Annotated in this window: 13 protein-coding genes and 2 pseudogenes; 8 read left to right on the top strand and 7 right to left on the bottom strand. The window is 68.7% G+C overall.

The annotated features are described in order from the left end of the window. Window positions 1-22 precede the first annotated feature (22 nt). Entirely contained in the window at window positions 23-901 is an 879-nt protein-coding gene (gene rpoH, locus E2F49_RS08565; protein ID WP_055251852.1) for an RNA polymerase sigma factor RpoH, read from the top strand. A gap of 87 nt (window positions 902-988) precedes the next feature. On the opposite strand, the gene E2F49_RS08560 is transcribed toward rpoH, so the two are convergent. The 6 genes from E2F49_RS08560 to E2F49_RS08535 form a co-directional block, all read right to left on the bottom strand. Then, on the bottom strand, window positions 989-2,059 hold the full coding sequence (locus E2F49_RS08560) for a serine hydrolase domain-containing protein (protein ID WP_133393526.1): 1,071 nt from the start codon (window positions 2,057-2,059) through the stop codon (window positions 989-991). A gap of 25 nt (window positions 2,060-2,084) precedes the next feature. Further along, window positions 2,085-2,894 carry a zinc transporter ZupT gene (gene zupT / locus E2F49_RS08555; protein ID WP_133393525.1) on the bottom strand — a complete coding sequence of 270 codons (810 nt, stop codon included), beginning with the start codon at window positions 2,892-2,894 and terminating at the stop codon, window positions 2,085-2,087. Between the two features lie 80 nt (window positions 2,895-2,974). Next, complete coding sequence (locus E2F49_RS08550) at window positions 2,975-4,288, bottom strand: NAD(P)/FAD-dependent oxidoreductase (RefSeq protein ID WP_133393524.1); 1,314 nt, start codon at window positions 4,286-4,288, stop codon at window positions 2,975-2,977. Between the two features lie 83 nt (window positions 4,289-4,371). Continuing rightward, window positions 4,372-7,311 carry a valine--tRNA ligase gene (locus E2F49_RS08545; RefSeq protein WP_133393523.1) on the bottom strand — a complete coding sequence of 980 codons (2,940 nt, stop codon included), beginning with the start codon at window positions 7,309-7,311 and terminating at the stop codon, window positions 4,372-4,374. A gap of 111 nt (window positions 7,312-7,422) precedes the next feature. Continuing rightward, on the bottom strand, window positions 7,423-7,848 hold the full coding sequence (locus E2F49_RS08540; protein WP_133393522.1) for a DNA polymerase III subunit chi: 426 nt from the start codon (window positions 7,846-7,848) through the stop codon (window positions 7,423-7,425). A 67-nt stretch (window positions 7,849-7,915) separates the two neighbouring features. Next, on the bottom strand, window positions 7,916-9,394 hold the full coding sequence (locus E2F49_RS08535) for a leucyl aminopeptidase (RefSeq protein ID WP_133393521.1): 1,479 nt from the start codon (window positions 9,392-9,394) through the stop codon (window positions 7,916-7,918). A 135-nt stretch (window positions 9,395-9,529) separates the two neighbouring features. On the opposite strand from E2F49_RS08535, the gene lptF reads away from it, so the two are divergent. Next, complete coding sequence (lptF, locus tag E2F49_RS08530; RefSeq protein ID WP_133393520.1) at window positions 9,530-10,615, top strand: LPS export ABC transporter permease LptF; 1,086 nt, start codon at window positions 9,530-9,532, stop codon at window positions 10,613-10,615. Then, window positions 10,558-11,721 carry an LPS export ABC transporter permease LptG gene (gene lptG / locus E2F49_RS08525; protein WP_425481362.1) on the top strand — a complete coding sequence of 388 codons (1,164 nt, stop codon included), beginning with the start codon at window positions 10,558-10,560 and terminating at the stop codon, window positions 11,719-11,721. The genes lptF and lptG overlap by 58 nt, the downstream gene beginning before the upstream one ends. Before the next feature lie 241 nt (window positions 11,722-11,962). On the opposite strand, the gene E2F49_RS08520 is transcribed toward lptG, so the two are convergent. After that, on the bottom strand, window positions 11,963-12,454 hold the full coding sequence (locus E2F49_RS08520) for an RDD family protein (RefSeq protein WP_133393518.1): 492 nt from the start codon (window positions 12,452-12,454) through the stop codon (window positions 11,963-11,965). Between the two features lie 44 nt (window positions 12,455-12,498). On the opposite strand from E2F49_RS08520, the gene xerD reads away from it, so the two are divergent. The 5 genes and pseudogenes from xerD to E2F49_RS08500 all read left to right on the top strand — a co-directional run. Then, complete coding sequence (gene xerD / locus E2F49_RS08515; protein ID WP_133393517.1) at window positions 12,499-13,473, top strand: site-specific tyrosine recombinase XerD; 975 nt, start codon at window positions 12,499-12,501, stop codon at window positions 13,471-13,473. 122 nt (window positions 13,474-13,595) lie between these two features. Further along, window positions 13,596-14,408, top strand: coding sequence for a DsbC family protein (locus tag E2F49_RS08510; RefSeq protein ID WP_133393628.1), 813 nt, complete (start codon window positions 13,596-13,598; stop codon window positions 14,406-14,408). Between the two features lie 94 nt (window positions 14,409-14,502). Beyond that, complete coding sequence (purL, locus tag E2F49_RS08505; protein WP_133393516.1) at window positions 14,503-18,405, top strand: phosphoribosylformylglycinamidine synthase; 3,903 nt, start codon at window positions 14,503-14,505, stop codon at window positions 18,403-18,405. Window positions 18,406-18,815: 410 nt separating this feature from the next. Beyond that, window positions 18,816-18,947, top strand: a pseudogene (locus E2F49_RS16795) (ESPR domain-containing protein); the annotation flags it as partial. Window positions 18,948-19,034: 87 nt separating this feature from the next. Next, window positions 19,035-20,863: pseudogene (locus E2F49_RS08500) on the top strand (ESPR-type extended signal peptide-containing protein); the annotation flags it as partial.

The raw sequence follows: 20,863 nt of genomic DNA, 5'->3' as shown, positions 1-20,863 counted from the left end.
TCGACTGCTAACATCCCTCCCCATGAGCACGCAGACCATGTCCCACGCCCTGGTTCCCAACAGCCTGCCGACCCTCAATCCCTTGGGGTCGCTGGATGCCTACATCGGTGCCGTGCACCAGATTCCGGTGCTGACGGTCGAGGAAGAGCAGGCACTGGCGCAACGTTATCGCGACGACGAGGACCTCGACGCCGCGCGCGAGCTGGTGCATTCGCACCTGCGTTTCGTCGTGCACGTGGCCCGCGGCTACAACGGCTACGGCCTGCCGCTGGGCGATCTGATCCAGGAAGGCAACATCGGCCTGATGAAGGCGGTCAAGCGCTTCGACCCCGATGTGGGCGTGCGCCTGGTCAGCTTCGCGGTGCACTGGATCCGTGCCGAGATGCACGAGTTCATCCTCAAGAACTGGCGCATCGTGAAGGTCGCCACGACCAAGGCGCAGCGCAAGCTGTTCTTCAACCTGCGCAAGTCCAAGACCCGTCTGGGCTGGCTCAACGCGAGCGAGGTCAAGGCGGTCGCCGCCGATCTCAACGTGTCCGAGCGCGAAGTGCTGGAGATGGAATCGCGCCTGTCCGGTCGCGACATCGGCTTCGACGCGCCGGCAGGCGAGGACGACGACAACGCGCCGCCGGCGCCGGTCGCCTATCTCGTCGCCCGCGACGAGGATCCGGCCCAGGCCTACGAGCGCAACGACAGCGAAGATAACCAGCTCAGCCTGCTGCGCGAAGGTCTGGCCACGCTCGACGCCCGCTCGCGCGACATCATCGCCCGCCGCTGGCTGGACGACGAGAACAAGGTGACGCTGCAGGAACTGGCCGACGAGTACGGCGTCTCGGCCGAGCGCATCCGCCAGGTCGAAGCCAACGCGCTGAAGAAGATGAAGGCGCTGTTCGCGGCCTGATCCGCCCCCCGCGCTTCAGATGAAACGGCCCGCGCAAGCGGGCCGTTTCCGTTGCAGGCGCTGTCAATGCGGCAAGGCTGCGCCCGGCTAGCGACTTTGGGATTGCAGCGCCGCCTCCAGTGCGTCGCTCATGAGGGTTGGGTCGGCGCGACCGTTCTGGTTGGTCAGCACGATCGTGGTCAGGCGCGCGGCGATATCGCGCCGGAACCAGCACGAGAAGCCGGCAGTCCCGCCCCCATGCGCGACCACGGGCCGCTCGCTGCTGCCTTCGATCTTCCAGCCCAGTCCCCAATCGATGGCGGTGCCATCGGCGAGCGAGGCCCGGCGCCACATCCGTGCGCGGGTCGACGCATCGACCAGCTGTCCCGCGTCCAGCGCGATCGCCCAGCGGGCCAGATCGCGCGCGGTGGACACCAGGCCGCCTGCAGAGAACGTCGCACCCGGTGCTGCAGGTGGCGGCGTGTCGTCCCAGTCCACGCCGGTCCAGAACCGTCCCGTCGCGACATCGTGGCCGGCCTGTACCTGCGTGCGCGGACCGGTACGCGTCATGCCCGCGGGCCGGAAGAAGCGCGTGTCCAGTTGCGTCCAGTAGGACGCCCCGCCGACCGCCTCGGCAGCCATGCCGAGCAACACATAGCCGGTGTTGCTGTAGACGTGTCGCGTCCCGGCAGCGAACGCGAGCGGCCGATCGGCCGCGATCGCGACGATCTCGCGCGGTGTCAGCGCCTGCGGCATCAGCGTGCGGAAATTCGTTGCGTCGAGGTACTCCGGCAGCCCGCCGGTGTGCGCGAGCAGCGAGGCGAGGCTGCGGTCCCGCCAGGTCGGCGGCAGGTCGTCGACATAAGCGGCGATGGGCGCGTCGATGTCGAGCAGACCGTCAGCCGCGAGTGCGAAGACCAGACATGCAGTGAAGGTCTTGGTCAGCGAACCGATCTCGAACGCGGTGTCGGCGCCCGGGGTCCGTGCATCGAACGGTCCGCGTCGGCCACGCCCGCCGAGCACCACGATCCTGCCCGCACGCACGACGCCGATCGCGGCGCCCGGTGCGCCATCGAGATCGATCGCGTCAAGCAGCGCGTCCTCATCGTGTCCGGCATACGCGTACGCAGGCGCGAGCGCCAAGGCACCGATCGCTCCCAGCACCGCGCGACGCCGCATGCAGCCTCCGTGACGGGGTCTCAGTTCACCACTTGAACAGCACCAGGCTGATCGCCAGCGCCGCCATGCCGGTGACCAGGCCGTACACCGTCTCGTGCCCCTTGGCGTAGCGCTTGGCGGCCGGCAGCAGTTCGTCCAGCGCGAGGAACACCATGACGCCGGCGATCAGGCCGAACACCACGCCGAACACCGGCTCGGACAGGAACGGCCGCAGCAACGCGTAGCCGATCAGCGCGCCGATCGGTTCGGCCAGGCCCGACAGCAGACAGGCAAAGAACGCGTAGGTCTTGTTGTTGGTGGCGAAGTAGACCGGCACCGCGATCGCGATGCCCTCGGGGATGTTGTGGATCGCGATGGCGAACGCCAGCGGCAGGCCGACGCCCGGGTTCTCCAGCGTGGCGAAGAACGTCGCCAGGCCTTCGGGAAAGTTGTGCGCGGTGATCGCGACGGCGGTCAGCAGGCCGACGCGCTTGATGTAGCTGGTGTTGTGCTCGCGGAAGTAGGGGTCGTCGACCTCCAGGCGCTCGTGCGGGTTCGGCACCAGCTTGTCGATGCCGACGATGAAGAGCAGGCCGCCCAGGAATGCGAACGTGCCCCAGGTGAAGCCGAGCTGCGGGCCGTAGGCATCGGTGAAGGCGAGAATCGACTTGTCGAGGATCTCGGTCAGCGACACGTAGACCATCGCACCGGCCGCGAATGCCAGGCCGAAGGCCAGCAGGCGCGCGTTCGGCTGCCTGGCGAAGATCACCAGCAGGCTGCCCAGGCCCGTCGCCAAGCCTGCGGCCGTTGTGACCGCGAGGGCGATCCAGAAATTGTGGGTCGAAACGTCGAACATGCGCGGACCGGTTGCGGGGGAGGGGAAGAGAACGCGACTCGGCCCGGCCTGGATCCGGTTCGGTGGGGCGCGCGGTCATGCTAGCCGATGCGTGAGGCGTCCTGTCCGGCGGCGTCGGGACGTGCGGGCAGATCGGCATCGAGTGGCGGACCGAAGATGATCCGCGCCGCACGCTGGTAGCTCCAGTACGCCAGGATCCAGTTGAGCAGCACGACCACGCGGTTGCGGAATCCGATCAGGAAGAACACGTGCGCTATCAGCCAGAACCACCAGGCCAGCGCGCCCGAAAGCTTCAGCCTGCCGAAATGCACGACCGCCGCCATGCGCCCGATCGTCGCGAGGTTGCCGAAATCGCGGTAGACGAACGGCGTCGTCGCCTGGCCGCGCAGACGCGCGCGGATGCTGGCGGCGACGTGGCGCCCCATCTGCTTGGCTGCCGGGGCGACACCGGGCACTTGCCGGCCGTTGCTGTGCACCGCGGCAAGATCGCCGGCGACGAAGATGTCGGGCTGCCCGGGCACACGCAGGTCCGGTTCGACCTGCACGCGGCCGGCGCGATCGCGCGGCGCATCAAGCAGCGCACCCAACCGTGAGGCCGCAACGCCCGCTGCCCAGACCACGGTCTTCGCCGCGACGCGCTGGTCGCCGAGGCGGTAGCCGTCGGCATCGATGTCGGCGACCGGCGTACCGGTCAGCACTTCGACGCCGAGCTTCTGCAGCTGGCGGCGTGCCTTGTCCGAGAGATCGTCGGGGAACGAGGACAGCACGCGCGGACCGGCCTCGACCAGACGCACGCGCGCCTCGGCCGGATCGATGTTGCGGAATTCACTGCGCAGGGTGTGACGTGCGATTTCGGCCAGCGTGCCGGCGAGTTCGACACCGGTCGGGCCGCCGCCGACCACGGCGAAGCTGAGCCAAGCAGCGCGCCTGTCCGGATCGGTTTCGGCCTCGGCGCGTTCGAAGGCCAGAAGCAGCTTGCGGCGCAGCAGCAGCGCATCGTCGAGCGTTTTCAGGCCCGGCGCGTGCGCCGCCCAATGGTCGTTGCCGAAGTAGGCGTGGGTGGCGCCGGAGGCGAGCACCAGCGTGTCGTAGGCGAGGGCGGCGCCGTCGGCAAGCGCGAGCGTTTTCGCGCGCGTGTCGATGCCGCGCACTTCGGCCAGTCGGACTTCGACATTGCGCTGGCCGCGCAGAATGTGGCGCAGCGGCGCGGCGATATCCGGCGCCGACAGGCCGGCGGTCGCCACCTGGTAGAGCAAGGGCTGGAACAGGTGATGGTTGCCGCGGTCGATCAGGGTGATACGCACCGGATCGCGTGCGAGCGCGCGCGTGGCCCAGAGGCCGGCGAAACCGCCGCCGACGATGACGATATGGGGCGGACGATCAGTGCTCGGCATGGGGGATGACGTGCATGGGGGACGCCCGATTGTAGGCGGGCGCCCCGGAGTGCAACGTCACGACCTGCCCTGATCCGGCGTGCTCAGAGCCGCGCGCGCTGCGCGCTCAGGGCCTCGACCTGCGCGGTCCAGTCGGCGAGGCGCTGGCGCTCCTGGTCGACGACCGCGGCCGGCACCTTGTCGCTGAACTTCTCCAGCTTCGCGGCGCTCTTGTCCTTCTCGGCGGTCACGCGGACGATCTCCTTGTCGAGACGTGCGCGCTCGGCGTCGAGATCCACCAGACCCTCGAGCGGCACGAACAGCTTGAGATCGCCGACGAGTCCGGCCGCGGCCGGAGGCGGGTCGCCGTCGATCGTCTCGATGCGCTCGAGGCGGTTGAGGAACTTCAACTGCGAATCGAAGCGCTGCAGGCGGCTGCGCGTCGTCTCGCTACCCGCCCGCACCAGCAGCGGCACCTGCTTGCCGGGCGAGACGCCCAGCTCGCTGCGCACGCGGCGCAGCGCGGTGACCATCTGCTTGAGCCACTCGATGTCGGCTTCGGCGCGCTCGAAATCGGCACCGCCGAAATCGGCGGCCTGCGGATAGCGCTGCAGCGAGATCGTGTCGCCCTCGATGCCGAGGCGCGGTGCGACCTGCTGCCACAGTTCCTCGGTGACGAAGGGAATCAGCGGATGCAGCAGACGCAGCACCGCTTCAAGCACCGACAGCAGGGTGCGACGGGTGCTGTCGGCAGCCGCCTTGTCGTCGCCCTGCAGCGCGGGCTTGGTCAGCTCGACGAACCAGTCGCAGTACTCGTTCCATGCGAACTCGTAGAGCGCCTGCGCCAGCAGGTCGAAGCGGTAAGCGGCGAAATGCGCCTGCGCTTCCCCGGTGACCTTGGCCAGGCGCGAGAGGATCCACTTCTCGGCGTCGGTCACCGGCGCGGTGTCGACCGATGCGTCGAAGCCTTCGGTGTTCATCAGCACGAAGCGCGTGGCGTTCCAGAGCTTGTTGCAGAAATTCTTGTAGCCCTCGGCGCGGCCGAGATCGAACTTGATGTCGCGGCCGGGGCCGGCCAGCGCGGCCATCGTGAAGCGCAGCGGGTCGGCGCCGTGCGAGGCGATGCCGTCCGGGAATTCCTTGCGCGTGGCCTTCTCGATCTTCGGCGCATCGGTCGGCTTCATCAGGCCGGTGGTGCGCTTGGCGACCAGCGCGTCGGCGCTGATGCCGTCGATGATGTCGAGCGGGTCGAGGATGTTGCCCTTCGACTTCGACATCTTCTGGCCGTCCTTGTCGCGGACGAGGCCCGTCATGTAGACGTCGTTGAAGGCCACCTTGCCGGTCAGCGCGTCGGTCAGCATGACCATGCGCGCGACCCAGAAGAAGATGATGTCGAAGCCGGTCACCAGCACGCTGGTCGGCAGGAAATCGTCGAAGCCGCGCTCGCGCATCGCGTCGGCGTCGGGCCAGCCGAGCGTGCTGAAGGGCCACAGGCCCGACGAGAACCAGGTCTCGAGCACGTCGCTGTCCTGGCGCAGTGCGACGTCGTCGCCGATGCCGCCGCGCGTGCGCGCCTCGGCCTCGTTACGGCCGACGTAGATGTTGCCGGCTTCGTCGAACCACGCCGGAATGCGGTGGCCCCACCAGAGCTGGCGGCTGATCGTCCAGTCCTGGATGTTCTCCATCCAGTGGCGGTAGGTGTTGATCCAGTTCGGCGGCACGAATTTCACCGCGCCGCTTTCGACGAGTTCCATACCGCGACGGCCCATCTCGTCCATCGCGACGAACCACTGGTCGGTCAGGAACGGCTCGATCACCGAGCCGGTGCGATCACCGAAGGGCTGCATGATCGGCTTTGAATCGACGACCGGATTGCCGTCGGCATCGGTGACGGCGAGCCCCTCGGCGGTGACCTGCTCGACGACCTGCTTGCGCGCCTCGTAGCGGTCGAGGCCGCGCAATGCGTCGGGCACCAGGTTGACCGTGCCGACATCGCCGGCTTCGCGCTCGCCGCGCGCGATCGCGCCTGCGATGTCCGCGCTCTCCTCGTAGGAGAGACCGTCGGTGCGCATGCGCGCATGGCTGTCCATCAGCGCGTACAGCGGAATGCCGTTGCGCGCGGCGACCTGGTAGTCGTTGAAGTCGTGGGCGCCGGTGATCTTGACCGCGCCCGAGCCGAAGGCCGGGTCCGGGTGGGTGTCGGTGATGATCGGCACCAGGCGGCGGTGCGCCTTCGGACCGACCGGGATTTCGCACAGCTTGCCGACGATCGGCGCATAGCGCGCGTCGTCGGGATGCACCGCGACCGCACCGTCGCCGAGCATGGTTTCCGGACGCGTGGTCGCGATCGAGATGTAGTCGCGCGTCTCGCGCAATGTGACGTTGCCGTCCGCGTCGCGCTCGATGTACTCGTAGGTTTCGCCGCCAGCCAGCGGATACTTGAAATGCCACATGTGGCCGGGCACTTCGCGGTTTTCCACTTCCAGATCGGAGATCGCCGTGTCGAGCACCGGATCCCAGTTCACCAGACGCTTGCCGCGGTAGATCAGGCCCTTATCGTGCAGCCGCACGAAGGCCTCGATGACAGCCTGCGAGGGCATGTCGTCCATCGTGAAGACGCTGCGCGTCCAGTCACCCGAGGTGCCGAGGCGACGCATCTGGCGTTCGATCGTGCCGCCCGACTGCGCCTTCCACTCCCACACCTTGTTGATGAAGCCTTCGCGGCCCAGCGAGTCACGGGTTTCGCCCTTGCCCTCGAGCGCGAGGTTGCGCGAGACCACCATCTCGGTCGCGATGCCGGCGTGGTCGGTGCCCATCTGCCACAGCGTGCGGTAGCCGCGCATGCGGTGGTAGCGGATCAGCGCGTCCTGCAGCGTGTGCTGGAAGGCGTGGCCCATGTGCAGCGTGCCGGTGACGTTCGGCGGCGGCAGCAGGATCGTGTAGGCCGGGCCGTCGCCGCGCGGCTGGAAGACGCCGCTCTTTTCCCATTCCGCGTACAGGCGGGCTTCGAAGGTACCGGGGTCGTAGCTGGGGGCGAGGGACATGGGAGGGCCGTAATGGGTGATTCGTGATTCGTAATTGGAAGAGCGGAGCGGCATAGCGATCGGACCAGTGCTCTTTCGAATCACCAATCACCAATCACAAATCGCCGCGCCTCACATATCGTGCTTCGACACCTCGAGCCCGGCCGCCTTGTACTGGCGCCAGCGCTCGCGCAGCGGCTCGCGTGCCGAGTCGTCGGCGGGCACGACTTCGAGCACGCGCTCGAAGCCGGCAGGCGCGACGGCGTCACGCAGGTTGATGACGAGCGCGCGTACCGGCGCATCGACATCGGGTGTGGCGATCAGCACCGGGGTCACGTCGTCCTCGTCGTCCATGCCGGCGATCTGGTGCGGGATGTAATCGTCCTCACCCATGTCCCACAGCAGGTCGTCGAGCGCTTCGGCCTGCGCGGTGTCGCGGGCGAGCACCAGCGTCCACAGCTCGGCGGCATAGGCCTTGCGGACGAGTTCGCAGACCAGGCGCAGCGGTTCCTCGCGGAACCGCGGCTTGGCGATCAGATAGAAATCGGCACGGGCCATGGCGGCAGCGGGCGGACCATGGCCGGGGACGCGACGTCGCGCCGGATCCCCGTCAGGCCCGGACCGGTCAGGCGACCTGGTCCATCAGCCACTGGCTGAGCAGACCGACCGGGCGGCCTGTGGCGTAGGCCATCTTGCCGCTGCCGCTGGCGCTGCCGGCGATGTCGAGATGCGCCCAGCGCTGACCTTCGGTGAAGCGCGACAGGAAGCAGCCCGCGGTGATCGCGCCGCCCCAGCGGCCGCCGATGTTGTAGACGTCGGCGAAGTTGGAATCGAGCATCGACTGGTACTCGTCCCACAGCGGCAGGCGCCACGCGCGGTCGAACACGTGCTCGCCGGCGGCCAGCAGTTCGGCGGCCAGATCGTCGTGCTTGCTCATCAGGCCGGTGGCCTGCGTGCCCAGCGCCACCATGCAGGCGCCGGTCAGCGTGGCCACGTCGACCAGCGCGGCCGGCTCGAAACGCTCGGCGTAGGTCAGCGCGTCGCACAGGATCAGGCGGCCCTCGGCGTCGGTGTTGCCGACTTCGATGGTCTTGCCGGACATGCTGGTGATGACGTCGGACGGGCGGTAGCTGTTGCCGTCGATCGCGTTCTCGACCGCCGGCACCACGACATGCAGGTTGACCGGCAGATCCAGGCCGACTGCGGACACGAAGGTGCCCATGACGGTCGCGGCGCCGCACATGTCGAACTTCATTTCCTCGATGCCGCCCTGCGTCTTGAGGTTGACGCCGCCGGTGTCGAAGGTGATGCCCTTGCCGACCAGCACGTAGGGCTTGGCGTCGCCGCCGTTGTTCCAGCTCAGCACGACCAGCTTCGGGCGGTTGGCCGAACCGCGCGCCACGGCGAGCAGCGAGCCCATGCCCAGCGCTTCCATCTGCTGCTCGTCGAGCACTTCGCAGGACGCCTTGTCGAAGCGCGCGGCGAAGGTCTGCGCCTGTTCGGCCAGATACGCCGGGTTGCAGATGTTCGGCGGCAGGTTGCCGAGCTCCCGGGCAAACTTGACGCCGGCGGCAATAGCTTTGCCCTGCGACAGCGCATCGGCATCCTCGGCGACGATGGCGATCGACTTCAGTGTGTCGGACTCGCGCTTCTTGTTCTTCGCGCCCAGCGTGGCGACGTAGCGGTAGGCGGCGTGATCGGCGGCAACGACGGCCTGGCGGACCTTCCACGCGGTGTCGCGACCGCCGACGTCGAGGTCGCTCAGGGCGATCGCGGCGCTGGCGCTGTTGCCGTCGCGCAGCGCGCGCACCGCGTCGGCAATGGCCTTGAGGTACTGCGGCACGCCGAACTTGGTGCGCTCGCCCAGGCCCAGTGCCAGCACGCGCGGTGCGGTGACGCCCGGCAGGTCGTGCAGCAGGGTGGTGCGACCGGCCTTGCCGGACAGATCGCCACGCGCGGCGAGTGCGGACAGGCGACCGCCACTGGCGGAGTCGAGGGCCTCGGCGGCGCCGGCCAGTGCGCCGTCCGCGAATACGCCCACGACCAGGCAATCGGTCGACAGGGCGGCGGGGGCTTCGTGGTTCAGGGAGAATTCGAGGGTCATCAACCAGATTCCAGAGGGTGATCGGTACACTTCACGGTCCAGTGCGCGGCGCCCGTGTCAGGCTTGCCGCCGCAGAAGCGCCGTGGTGGCGCGGCTGGACGAACCCCCAAGTCTAAAGCAAAGCCCCCACGCCCGATGTCGAAGCTCGACCGATACCTCTTCCGCGAGTTGGCCCAGTCCACGTTCGCTGCCCTCGTGGTGCTGCTGATCGTGAGTCTGGGCGGGGTGTTCGCGGACGTGCTGGGCGACATCGCCCGCGGCCGCGTGCCGGCCAAGCTGATGCTGGCCCAGCTGGGGCTGTCGGTCATCAGCTACATGCCGCTGATCCTGCCGCTGGGTCTGATGCTGGGCCTGATGCTCGGCTTCGGCCGTCTCTACCGCGATTCGGAAATGCCGGTGCTGACCTCGGTCGGCATCGGGCCGAAGCGTCTGCTGCGGCCGTTGATGCTGGTGGTCGGGCCGATGCTGCTGGTGATCGGTGCGTGCTCGCTGTGGCTGGGCCCGTGGGCGCGCGACTATTCGCAGCAGATGATCGAGGCCGGCCAGCGCAGCCTGCTGGTGACCGGTCTGGAGGCCGGCCGCTTCGTCGAGTTCCCGGGCGGTGGCGGTGTGGTCTACGTCAATGCGATGTCCGACGATGGCAGCAAGCTCGGCCGCGTGTTCGTCTACCGGCAGGACGAAGGCCGCATGGACGTGACCACCTCGCTGAGCGGCGCGCTGAGCATCGAGGGCACCGAGCGCTTCCTGCGTCTGGACGAAGGCTTCCGCGTCGAAGGCCCGATGGACGCCGGTCTCGACTATCGCCTGATGCGCTATGCGAGCAACGAATTGCGCCTGCCGGCGGTGGAATCGCGGGCCGACGGCGACGATCCCGAACTGCAGCCGACGCTGGCGTTGTTCGGTGACGCGCGCCCCGAAGCCCATGCCGAACTGCATTACCGCATGGCGCCGCTGTTCCTGACCCTGGCCTTCGCGCTGCTCGCGGTGCCGCTGGCGCGCAGCCCGCCGCGCCAGGCGCGCTACGGCCGGATGATGACCGGCTTTCTGGCCTACGTGCTGGGCATGAACTTCATGATGCTCGGCAAGGACTGGGTGGCCGACGGCAAGATTCCGGTGCTGCTGGGCATGTGGTGGCTGGCCCTGCCGCTGCTGGCGTTCGCCTGCTGGATGTATTTCAAGGATGGCCGGGTGACGGCGCCCAAGTGGAGGCGCGCGAAGTGAAGCCCCTGATCCGGATCCACGATCTGTACGTCGCGCGTGTCGTCACCGTAATGGTGCTGGCGACCTGGGTGGTGCTGGTCGGTCTCGATGCGCTGATGGCCGGCGTGAGCGAGATCGATGCGGTCGGCCAAGGCGACTACACCTACTTCAGCGCGATCACCTACATCCTGCAGACGCTGCCGCGCCGCGCCTACGTGATGTTTCCGACCGCGGCGGTCATCGGGTCGCTGATGGGACTGGGCCAGCTGGCGGCCACGTCGGAGCTGATCGCGATGCGCGCGCTGGGCCTGTCGCGGACGCGCCTGAGCGTGTCGGTCGCACTGCCGCTGCTGGTGCTGACCGCGGTGATGATCCTCAACGGCGAGACCCTGGGCCCGATGGCCCAGCGCAGCGCCGACAGCATGAAGTCGGCCGCGCGTTCAAGCGACATGATCGTCGGTCGCTACTCGGGCCTGTGGGCGCGCGAGGGCGACATTTTCCTCAATGCGCAGAACGGCAACGAGATCAGCGACGGCGCCGGCAGCCGCATCCAGCTGCAGGACGTGCGTCTGTTCGAATTCGCCAGCGACGGCCGGCTCGAGTCGGTGGCGCATGCGCAGACCGCCGAACACGGCCCGCAGGGCTGGCTGCTGCGCGACGTCAAACGCACCTGGTTCGAGCCGCGCGCGGTGACGCGGACCGAGGCCGACGAGGAACACTGGGAATCGCAGCTCGACGCGTCGACGCTCGCGGCCAGTGCCAGCAACATCTGGCGCCCGCGCTACATGCCGTCGAGCGAACTGCGCGCCGGCATCGAGTACCGCCATCGCAACCAGCTCGACGCCAGCGAGTTCGAAGAGCACTACTGGGGCCGCTGGTTCTACCCGCTCAACGTGCTGGCGCTGTGCCTGGCGGCGATCCCGTTTGCGTTCGGCTCGCTGCGCAGCGGCAACGCCGGCAAACGGCTCTTCATCGGCGTGGTGTTCGCACTGGGCTTCTGGCTGGGCCAGATGCAGATCGTCAAGCTCGCCGCGGTCTACCGCATCGACTACCGCCTGGCCTATCTGGTCCCGCCGGTGGTGATGCTGATCATCTCCTGGACCCTCTTCCGCAGACGGAGTGGGTGAGGCGTACCCGCGCGGCACTGCCGCGCGGGTACGCCGAACGCCTCGCGTGCTTCGCCGGGACGGATGAGCGATTGAACGAACAGCCTGTGCGCTACGAAGCGCTATCGCAGGACTTCGAAGAACGCATCCGTCGCCCCAGCGAACGCTGGGACCCATTTTGATCTTCGTTCCGACCACGCAGAGCAGGCTGGATCCCAACTTTCGCTGGAATGACGAGCGCCAGGTCCCGGCATGACGCGCGCTAGGCGCTCGGCCCACTCCGCTTCGGCTCCCGCACCATCCGCGTCCCGCTCGCGCGGTCATGCCAGGTCAAGCGCTCGCGATCCACCCACGCCCACCAGAACCCCAGTCCACCGGCGAGCAGCGACACCGTCGCCACGCCGAAGCGCAACCACAGCGCACGCGTCGACGCGTGCCCGCCATCACGGGCGCGAACCCGCAGGCGCCACGGCCGCATCCCGAGCGTCTGCCCGCCGGTCCGCCAGCTCAACACCGCGTACAGCCCGGTCAGCAGCCAGCAGCCGATCCACAGCACGATCTGCAACGCGCTCAGCGGCGCGATGTTCTCGTGCGGGTCGTGATGGCCCAGAAACGTGAAGGCCGCGGTGAACGCCGCCGACAGCAGCAGCCACAACGCCAGCACCGGCCACAGGTCGTAGACCAGCGCCAGGCACCGCCAGCCGATCCACGGGCGGGGTGGGCGGGCAGGGGGCGTCGTCGAATCCTGGGTCATCGCCAGAGCATAGCCGCAGCCGTGAGGCCGCTAAGCTGTGCGCGATGTCCGATCGCACGACCACGCCCGCCGAACGCCGCTCGCTCGTGATGGCGCTGCCGCCTTTGCGGGACGCGGACCGTCGCGACATCGACGGGTTTCTGGACGCGTTCTGGGCCGAGCACGGCATCTCGAAGCAGACGGCCGCATCCTACGGCGGCGACCTTGCGGCCTTCGCGCGCTGGCGCGACGGCGCCCCGATCGCCGACGCGGACCGCGCGACGATCTTCGGCTTTCTCGCCTGGCGGTCCGGTCACGGCTGGAGCGCGCGCAGCAATGCGCGACTGCTGTCGGCGCTGCGCGCGTTTTACGCACATCGCCAGCGTCGCCACGGACGTACGGACGATCCGACCGCGCTGCTCGAACCGCCCAAATTGCCGCGTTCGCTGCCCAAGGCGCTGGGCGAATCGCAGATCGATGCGCTATTGGGTGCGCCGGACATCGGCGATGTCGAAGGCCTGCGCGACCGCACGATGCTGGAGCTGATGTACGCCTGCGGCCTGCGCGTCAGCGAACTCGTCGGGTTGCCGGCCAATGGCGTCAATCTGCGACAGGGCGCCTTGCGGGTGACCGGCAAGGGCGAGCGCACGCGGATGGTGCCATTGGGCGAAGAGGCCCAGCACTGGCTGCAGCGCTATCTCGACGAGGCCCGTCCCGTGCTCGCCGGCGGCAAGGGGCCGGCGCGCGATGCGGCGGGGGGCACGCCGTTGTTCCTCACCAAACGGCACGCCGCGATGACACGGCAGCAGTTCTGGGGACTGGTGAAGCGTTACGCCGCCGCGGCGGGCATCGACCCGGCCCGGGTAAGTCCGCACGGCCTGCGCCACAGCTTCGCCACGCATCTGCTCAACCACGGGGCCGACCTGCGCGCGCTGCAGATGCTGCTCGGCCACAGCTCGCTGTCGACGACGCAGATCTACACGCTGGTCGCGCGGGAACAGCTCAAGCGGCTCCACACCACGCACCATCCGCGCGGCTGAGCGATCGGGTGACGGGATCCCATGAACCGCTGCTGCGGCGCGTCGCCGGCCCGGCGCCCGTCCGCGGCCGTCGTGACAGAATGGCCCCTTCCGGGAACCCCCGCTCTTGGTGGTCGATGTCGATGAAGCACTTCGTGTTCGCGCTGTTCGGCGCTTTCAGCCTGTCCGCCTGTGCCCAGAGCCCGGGCACGTCCGATGCCGCATCGGCAACCGCCGCGGACACGGCCACGCCGGCGCCCGCCGCGATCGAAGCGCCGGCCGGTTCGCCGGCCGCCGAAGCACGCGACGCGATCCTGTCGATCAATCCGCGCGTGTCGATCGAGAGCGTCGCCGACGCCCCGCTGCCGGGCTTCCAGGAAGTCATCGTGTCCGGCCAGGTGCTCTACGTCAGCAACGACGGCCGCTACGTGCTGCAGGGCAGCCTGTTCGATGCGCGCGAGAAGCGCGACATGAGCCAGGCGGGCCTGTCCAAGCTGCGCCAGCGGTTGCTCTCGGAGGTGCCCGAAGACCAGCGCATCATCTTCGCGCCCGCCAATCCGAAGTACACCGTCTCGGTGTTCACGGACGTGGAGTGCGGCTACTGCCGTCGCCTGCACGAGGACATCGCCGAGTACAACAAGCGCGGCATCGCCATCGAATACCTCGCCTATCCGCGCATGGGCCTGGGCACCGACGACTTCCGCCTGATGGAGTCGGTGTGGTGCGCCAGCGACCGCAAGCAGGCGCTGACCGCTGCCAAGAACGGGCAGCGCGTGGAATCGAAGTCCTGCGAGAACCCGGTTGCGGCGCATTACGCGCTGGGTCAGCGCGTCGGCCTGACCGGCACGCCGATGATCATCGCCGCCGACGGCACCACGATGCCGGGCTACATGCCGCCCGATCAGCTCCTCCAGGCCCTGCAGCGCCTCGACGGCGAGGCCGGCGGCAGCCGCTGAAGGCCCACGCACGCCCCGCCGCACAGGTGCGGTTGGGGCGGCCGGCGCGGCCATTGGCTACAATGGCCGGCCCTGAAATACGGTTTCCCCGGACATGATCGTCCTCGAGGGCCAGCAGGCCCTGTCGCCGTTCCGCCGCGAACGGCTTGAAGCACGTCTGCAGTCGGTGTCGCCCGCGCTCACAGTGGCCGGCGCCTGGCATGTCTACTTCGTCGAGGCCGAGGCCGGGCAGTCGCCCGACGACGCCACGCTGCGCCGGATCCTGGAGGTCGACGCCGGCCCCGCGCCGGTTCGCGCAGAGGGCGCCGTCTCGCGCTACGTCTCGCCGCGACTGGGCACCATTTCGCCCTGGGCCAGCAAGGCCACCGAACTGCTGCGCGGCGCCGGGCAGCCGGTGCATCGCGTCGAACGCGGCCTGCGCCTGGATCTGGCCGGCTGGCCGGACGATGCGGCCACGCAGGCGGCGGTGTCGAAGCTGCTGCACGACCCGATGACGCAGTCGCTGCTGGACGATGTCGATGCGGCTGATGCCCTGTTCGCCACGCCGTCGCGTGGCGCGCTCGAGCGCATCGCGCTCGACGATCTCGACGCCGCCAACAGGCGTCTCGGCCTGGCCCTCGCCGACGACGAGATCGCGTACCTGCGCGAGCGCTTCGGCGCACTGGGCCGCGATCCGGCCGACGTCGAGCTGATGATGTTCGCGCAGGCGAACTCCGAGCACTGCCGGCACAAGATCTTCAATGCGTCCTGGACCATCGACGGCGAGGAGATGACGCGCAACGGCCGCGCGCAATCGCTGTTCGGCATGATCCGCCACACGCACGCGACGACGCCCGAGCACACGCTGTCGGCCTACAGCGACAACGCGGCGGTCGTGGAAGGCTACCCGGCGCGCCGCTTCCGGCCCGATCCGGTGTCGTTCGAATACCGCAGCGAACCGCTGGTCGACAGCGCGTTCTGCATCAAGGTCGAAACGCACAACCATCCGACCGCGATCTCGCCGTTCGCGGGCGCCAGCACCGGCGCCGGTGGCGAGATTCGCGACGAGGGCGCGACCGGCCGCGGCGGCAAGCCCAAGGCCGGCCTGACCGGCTTCTCGGTCTCGCACCTGCGCATCCCCACGCTGCCGCAGCCTTGGGAAGCGCCGCGCGCGCTGAACCCGCGCATGGCGCCGGCGCTCGAGATCATGCTCGACGGCCCGCTGGGCGGCGCCGCGTTCAACAACGAGTTCGGTCGTCCGAACCTGCTCGGCTATTTCCGCAGCTTCGAGCTGGCCGAAGGCGACAACGGCCTGGTGCGCGGCTACGACAAGCCCATCATGCTGGCCGGTGGCCTCGGTGCGATCGACCGCACGATGGTCGAGAAGCGGACGCTGTCGCCGGGTGACGCGGTCGTCGTGCTCGGTGGTCCGGCGATGCTGATCGGCCTGGGCGGCGGCGCGGCGAGTTCGGTGGCCTCGGGCGAGAGCGCCGAGGATCTCGATTTCGCCTCCGTGCAGCGCGACAACCCGGAGATGGAACGCCGCGTGCAGGAGGTCATCGACCGCTGCGTGGCGCTGGCCGAGCGCAATCCGATCCTGTGGTTCCACGACGTCGGCGCCGGCGGCCTGTCGAACGCGATTCCCGAACTGCTGCACGACTCCAACGTCGGCGGCATCATCGATCTGGACCGCGTGCCCAGCGACGACCCGTCGCTGTCGCCGATGCAGCTGTGGTGCAACGAATCGCAGGAACGCTACGTCCTCGGCATTCCGCAGGACCGCGTCGAGGAGTTCAAGGCGATCTGCGCGCGCGAGCGTTGCCCGGTTGCGATCGTCGGTGTCGCGACGTCGAAGGAACATCTGACCGTGGGTTATGGCGCCACGCCCGACACGATCGGCGGCGACCATGACTGGCCCATCGATTTGCCGATGGATCTGCTGTTCGGCAAGCCGCCGAAGATGCATCGCGACACGTCGCGCACCTCGCCGCATCGCTGGCCCGCGCTCAACAGCGGCCTGGTCGATCTGCACACAGCCGGCCTGCGCGTGCTTGCGCATCCGACGGTCGCGTCCAAGTCCTTCCTCGTCACGATCGGCGACCGCAGCGTCGGCGGCCTGACCGCGCGTGACCAGATGGTCGGCCCGTGGCAGCTGCCGGTCGCCGATTGCGCGATCACGCTGTCGGGTTTCGAAGGCTTCACCGGCGAGGCGATGGCGATCGGCGAGCGCACGCCGCTGGCGCTGATCGACTCGGCCGCCGCCGCGCGCATGGCCGTGGGCGAGGCGATCACCAATCTCTGCGCCGCGCCGGTCGAGACCCTGCACCGGGTCAAGCTGTCGGCGAACTGGATGGCCGCCTGCGGCCATGCCGGTGAAGACGCGCGCCTGTTCGATGCGGTCCGCGCGGTCGCGATGGAACTGTGCCCCGAGATCGATCTGGCGATCCCGGTCGGCAAGGACTCGCTGTCGATGCAGGCGCAGTGGCAGGCCGATGGCGGGACGCAGAAGGTCGTCTCGCCGGTCTCGCTGATCATCACCGCGTTCGCGCCAGTGCCCGACGTGCGCACCCAGCTCACACCGCTGCTCATCCGCGAGGCCGACACCGAGCTGTGGCTGATCGGTCTGGGCGCGGGCAAGCAGCGTCTGGGCGGATCGGTGCTATCGCAGGTGTTCGACGGCTTCGGTGGTCCGTGCCCCGACGTCGACGAGCCTGAGCGCCTGAAGGCCTTCTTCGAGCTGATCTGCGAGGCACGCGAAGCGGGCCTGCTGATGGCCTATCACGACCGTTCCGACGGCGGCGCCTTTGCCGCGCTGTGCGAGATGGCGTTCACCGCCCACGTCGGCCTCGACATCGATCTGGAAGGCTGGGGCGACGACCGCAACCGCGACGCGCTGCGCACGCTGTTCTCAGAAGAACTCGGCGCCGTGGTGCAGATCTCGGCCGAAGACCGCGCCGAATTCGCCGATCTCGTCGCGCGTCACGGCCTGATCGAATGCGCCCAGCGCATCGCCCGTCCGACGACCGCCAATGCGATCCGCGTGCTCGATGGCGACGACGTGCTGGCCGAATGGAAGTGGGACGCGCTGTTCGACGCCTGGTGGTCGGTCACGCACGCCATGCAGGCGCTGCGCGACAACCCCGAATGCGCCGACGAAGAACGCGCGTCCGCGCGTCGCTTCGACGCGCCGGGCCTCCGCCCGGTGTTGACCTTCGATCCGTCCGATGATGTCGCGGCCCCATACATCGCCAAGGGCGCACGCCCGAAGGTGGCCGTGCTGCGCGAGCAGGGCGTCAACGGCCAGATCGAAATGGCCTCGGCCTTCGACCGCGCCGGCTTCGCCGCGGTCGACGTGCACATGAGCGATCTCATCGCCGGCCGCGTGGATCTCGCGACGATGCAGGGCCTGGTCGCCTGCGGCGGCTTCAGCTACGGCGACGTGCTCGGCGCGGGCCGCGGCTGGGCGACCTCGATCCTCGAGACCGCCGAACTGCGTGCCGCGTTCGAGCGCTTCTTCGCGCGTGGCGACACTTTCTCGCTCGGTGTCTGCAACGGCTGCCAGATGCTCTCGCAGCTCAAGCCGATCATCCCCGGCGCGCGGCACTGGCCGCGTCTGCTGCGCAACCGCAGCGAGCAGTTCGAGGCGCGTTTCGGCCTGCTGGAAGTCGAGGACTCACCCTCGCTGTTCTTCGCCGGCATGGCTGGATCGAGGATCCCGGTGGCGATCGCCCACGGCGAAGGTCGCGTCCAGTTCGACGACGATGCGGACCGCAGGGCCGCATCGGTGGTCCTGCGCTACGTCGACGGCGACGGCCCGGCCATGCGCTACCCGGCGAATCCGAACGGCTCGCAGGACGCGATCGCGGGCCTGACCTCGACCGACGGCCGCGCGACCATCCTGATGCCGCACCCCGAGCGCACCCCGCGCACGGCAAACCTCAGCTGGGCCCCGGCCGACTGGCCGGAGGACAGCCCTTGGTTACGGATGTTCCGCAACGCGCGCAGGCACGTCGGCTGAGCCTCCGCGCCCACCCTCCGGTGGGCGCTTTCATCTGTTTTAAACCCCGCGTTCACACCGTGACGAACGACATGCGTGTCGCGCGTCGCATCGCTGTGTCAAAAAATTGACGCTCGTCACATAAATGACGATCCATGTCATTAATTTGGTGTTCAAGTCATTGATTGATTGAATTTTGTCAATTACTGACCTTGACGGGCAGTTTTGAGAGGCGCAAGTATCGACTCCGAACAGGCGTTGGGGGACCGTTCAACTTGCGCACCATCGAGGACATTTCCGGACGGATTCGGCTCGGCGCCGCTGTCGTCCCCGCATTCCAGAAGTAGGACTCCCGAACCCACGGTCGCGCGCGGCCGTGGGTTTTTCGTTTTTCAAATCACTTCCAAATCAGCGACTTGCAGAGGACCGAGATGAACCGAATCTATCGAAAGGTGTGGAGCCACGCGCTCAAGCAACTGGTCGTGGCATCCGAGCTCGCCTCGGGAGATTCGGCACCCGGATCCGCAACGCGGACTGCAGGGGCAGGCCGCCGTGCCACGCTTTGCGCGGCCGTGCTGGTTGCGCTGTCCGGCGCCGCATTCCCGCTTTCCGCGCAATCGGTCGGGGTCGGTGGGTCGGGCACGTGCGCCGTGCTCAACGGTGCTCGCCTGGTGGTGACCCAGTGCGCGATCCCCGGCACCGCCAACGCCTCGGGCACCAATGCCACCGCGTTCGGCGCCCAGGCTGTAGCCAGCGGGCCGCAGTCCACGGCGCTGGGCTACACCGCCCAGGCCACCGGTCCGAACTCGACCGCGAGCGGTGCCAACGCACGTGCCACGGCCAACAGCGCGACCGCGACGGGCGCCAACGCCCGTGCGAGCGCCGCGAACGCATCGGCCATCGGTGCAGGCTCGAGCGCGCTCGCCACCGGCGCGACCGCGCTGGGCTCGAATGCGCAGGCCTCGCAGGCGCAATCCACCGCCGTCGGTTTCACCGCTCAGGCGCTCGCCGCCGGCGGCACCGCGGTCGGCCGCACCGCAACGGTCCGTGCAGGCGCGACCGACGCGGTCGCCATCGGACATGGCGCGGTCGCGACGGAAGCCGACACGGTGTCGTTCGGCGACGGCAGCGGGACGAGCGCGGCCGGTGCGCCCGCTACGCGGCGACTGGTCAACGTCTCCGACGGCATTGCCGACAGCGACGCGGCGACGGTCGGACAGGTCGATGATGCGATCGCCGATTCGACCCGCCACTTCCAGGCGTCCGGAGATGCGGACGCCCTCGTCGAAGGTGAGGAGTCCGTCGCCGCAGGCGCGGGCGCCGCGACCGGCGGCGACTACACCACGGCTGTCGGTTCGACCAGCAGCGCCTACGGCTCGGGTGCCTCGGCATTCGGCAGCGGCGCCTACGCGGGCGCAGCGCAATCGACAGCGGTCGGCTTCAACGCCAGCGCCAGCCAGGACAACGGCACCGCGGTCGGCGCAGGCGCTGATGCCAATGGCGTCGCGAGCACCGCGGTGGGCGGGCAGGGTGAGGCCTTCGATCAATTCGGTTGGCCGATCGAGGATGAGGACGGCAATCCCGTGCTCGTCGGAGCCGCCGCTGCGGACTATTCGACTGCCGTCGGCGCAGGTGCGCAGGCGACGGGCGTACGATCGGCCGCGCTCGGTTATGGCGCGCGCGCAGAGGGCGAGTCCTCGCTGGCCGCCGGCAACAAGGCACATGCGCAGTCCGACTACGCCGTCGCGCTGGGTGACAACAGTCGCGCCAATGGCGAGCAGAGCACCGCGACCGGCACTTACGCCTGGGCGACGGCCGACGGCGCGACCGCCTACGGCAGCTTCGCTTGGGCGACCGGCGTCGAGTCGACAGCGCTCGGTCTCGACTCCTACGCAGCCGGACGCCGCTCGGTATCGATCGGCTACGGCAGCTGGTCGCCGGGCGAAAGCGCCGTGGCGATCGGCAAGGGCGCATTCGCCTACGACAACTACACCGTCGCGATCGGCCATCAGGCATTCGCCGACGACATCCACGCCATCGCGATGGGCACCAATTCCTACGTCGATGCCGAGAGCGGCATCGCGATCGGTGCCGGATCGTCCGTGGAGACCGGCGCGACCAACGCGGTCGCGCTGGGGTCGGGCTCGGTCGCCGATCGTGCGGACACGGTGTCGGTCGGCGCGGATGGCAACGAACGTCAGATCACAAACGTCGCAGCCGGCACCGAAGCGACCGATGCGGTGAATCTGGAGCAGCTGGACGAAGCTACGGCGCGCTTTACTGCCAGCGGCGAAGGCGAGGCCTACGCCGATGGCGAAGAAGCCACCGCCTCGGGGTCCAATGCGACGGCGGCTGCCGATTATTCGACGGCGATCGGTTCGGGGACGAACGCGACCGGCGTCGGGTCTTCGGCCTTCGGCAGCGGCAGCAACGCCTGGGGCCAGTACGCCACGGCGTCGGGCTACAACGCATTGGCCGA

It is taken from the genome of Luteimonas terrae, assembly GCF_004358165.1.
In the GTDB taxonomy this organism is placed as follows: Bacteria; Pseudomonadota; Gammaproteobacteria; order Xanthomonadales; family Xanthomonadaceae; genus Luteimonas; species Luteimonas terrae.
This window is presented reverse-complemented; position numbering and strand designations above follow the sequence as displayed.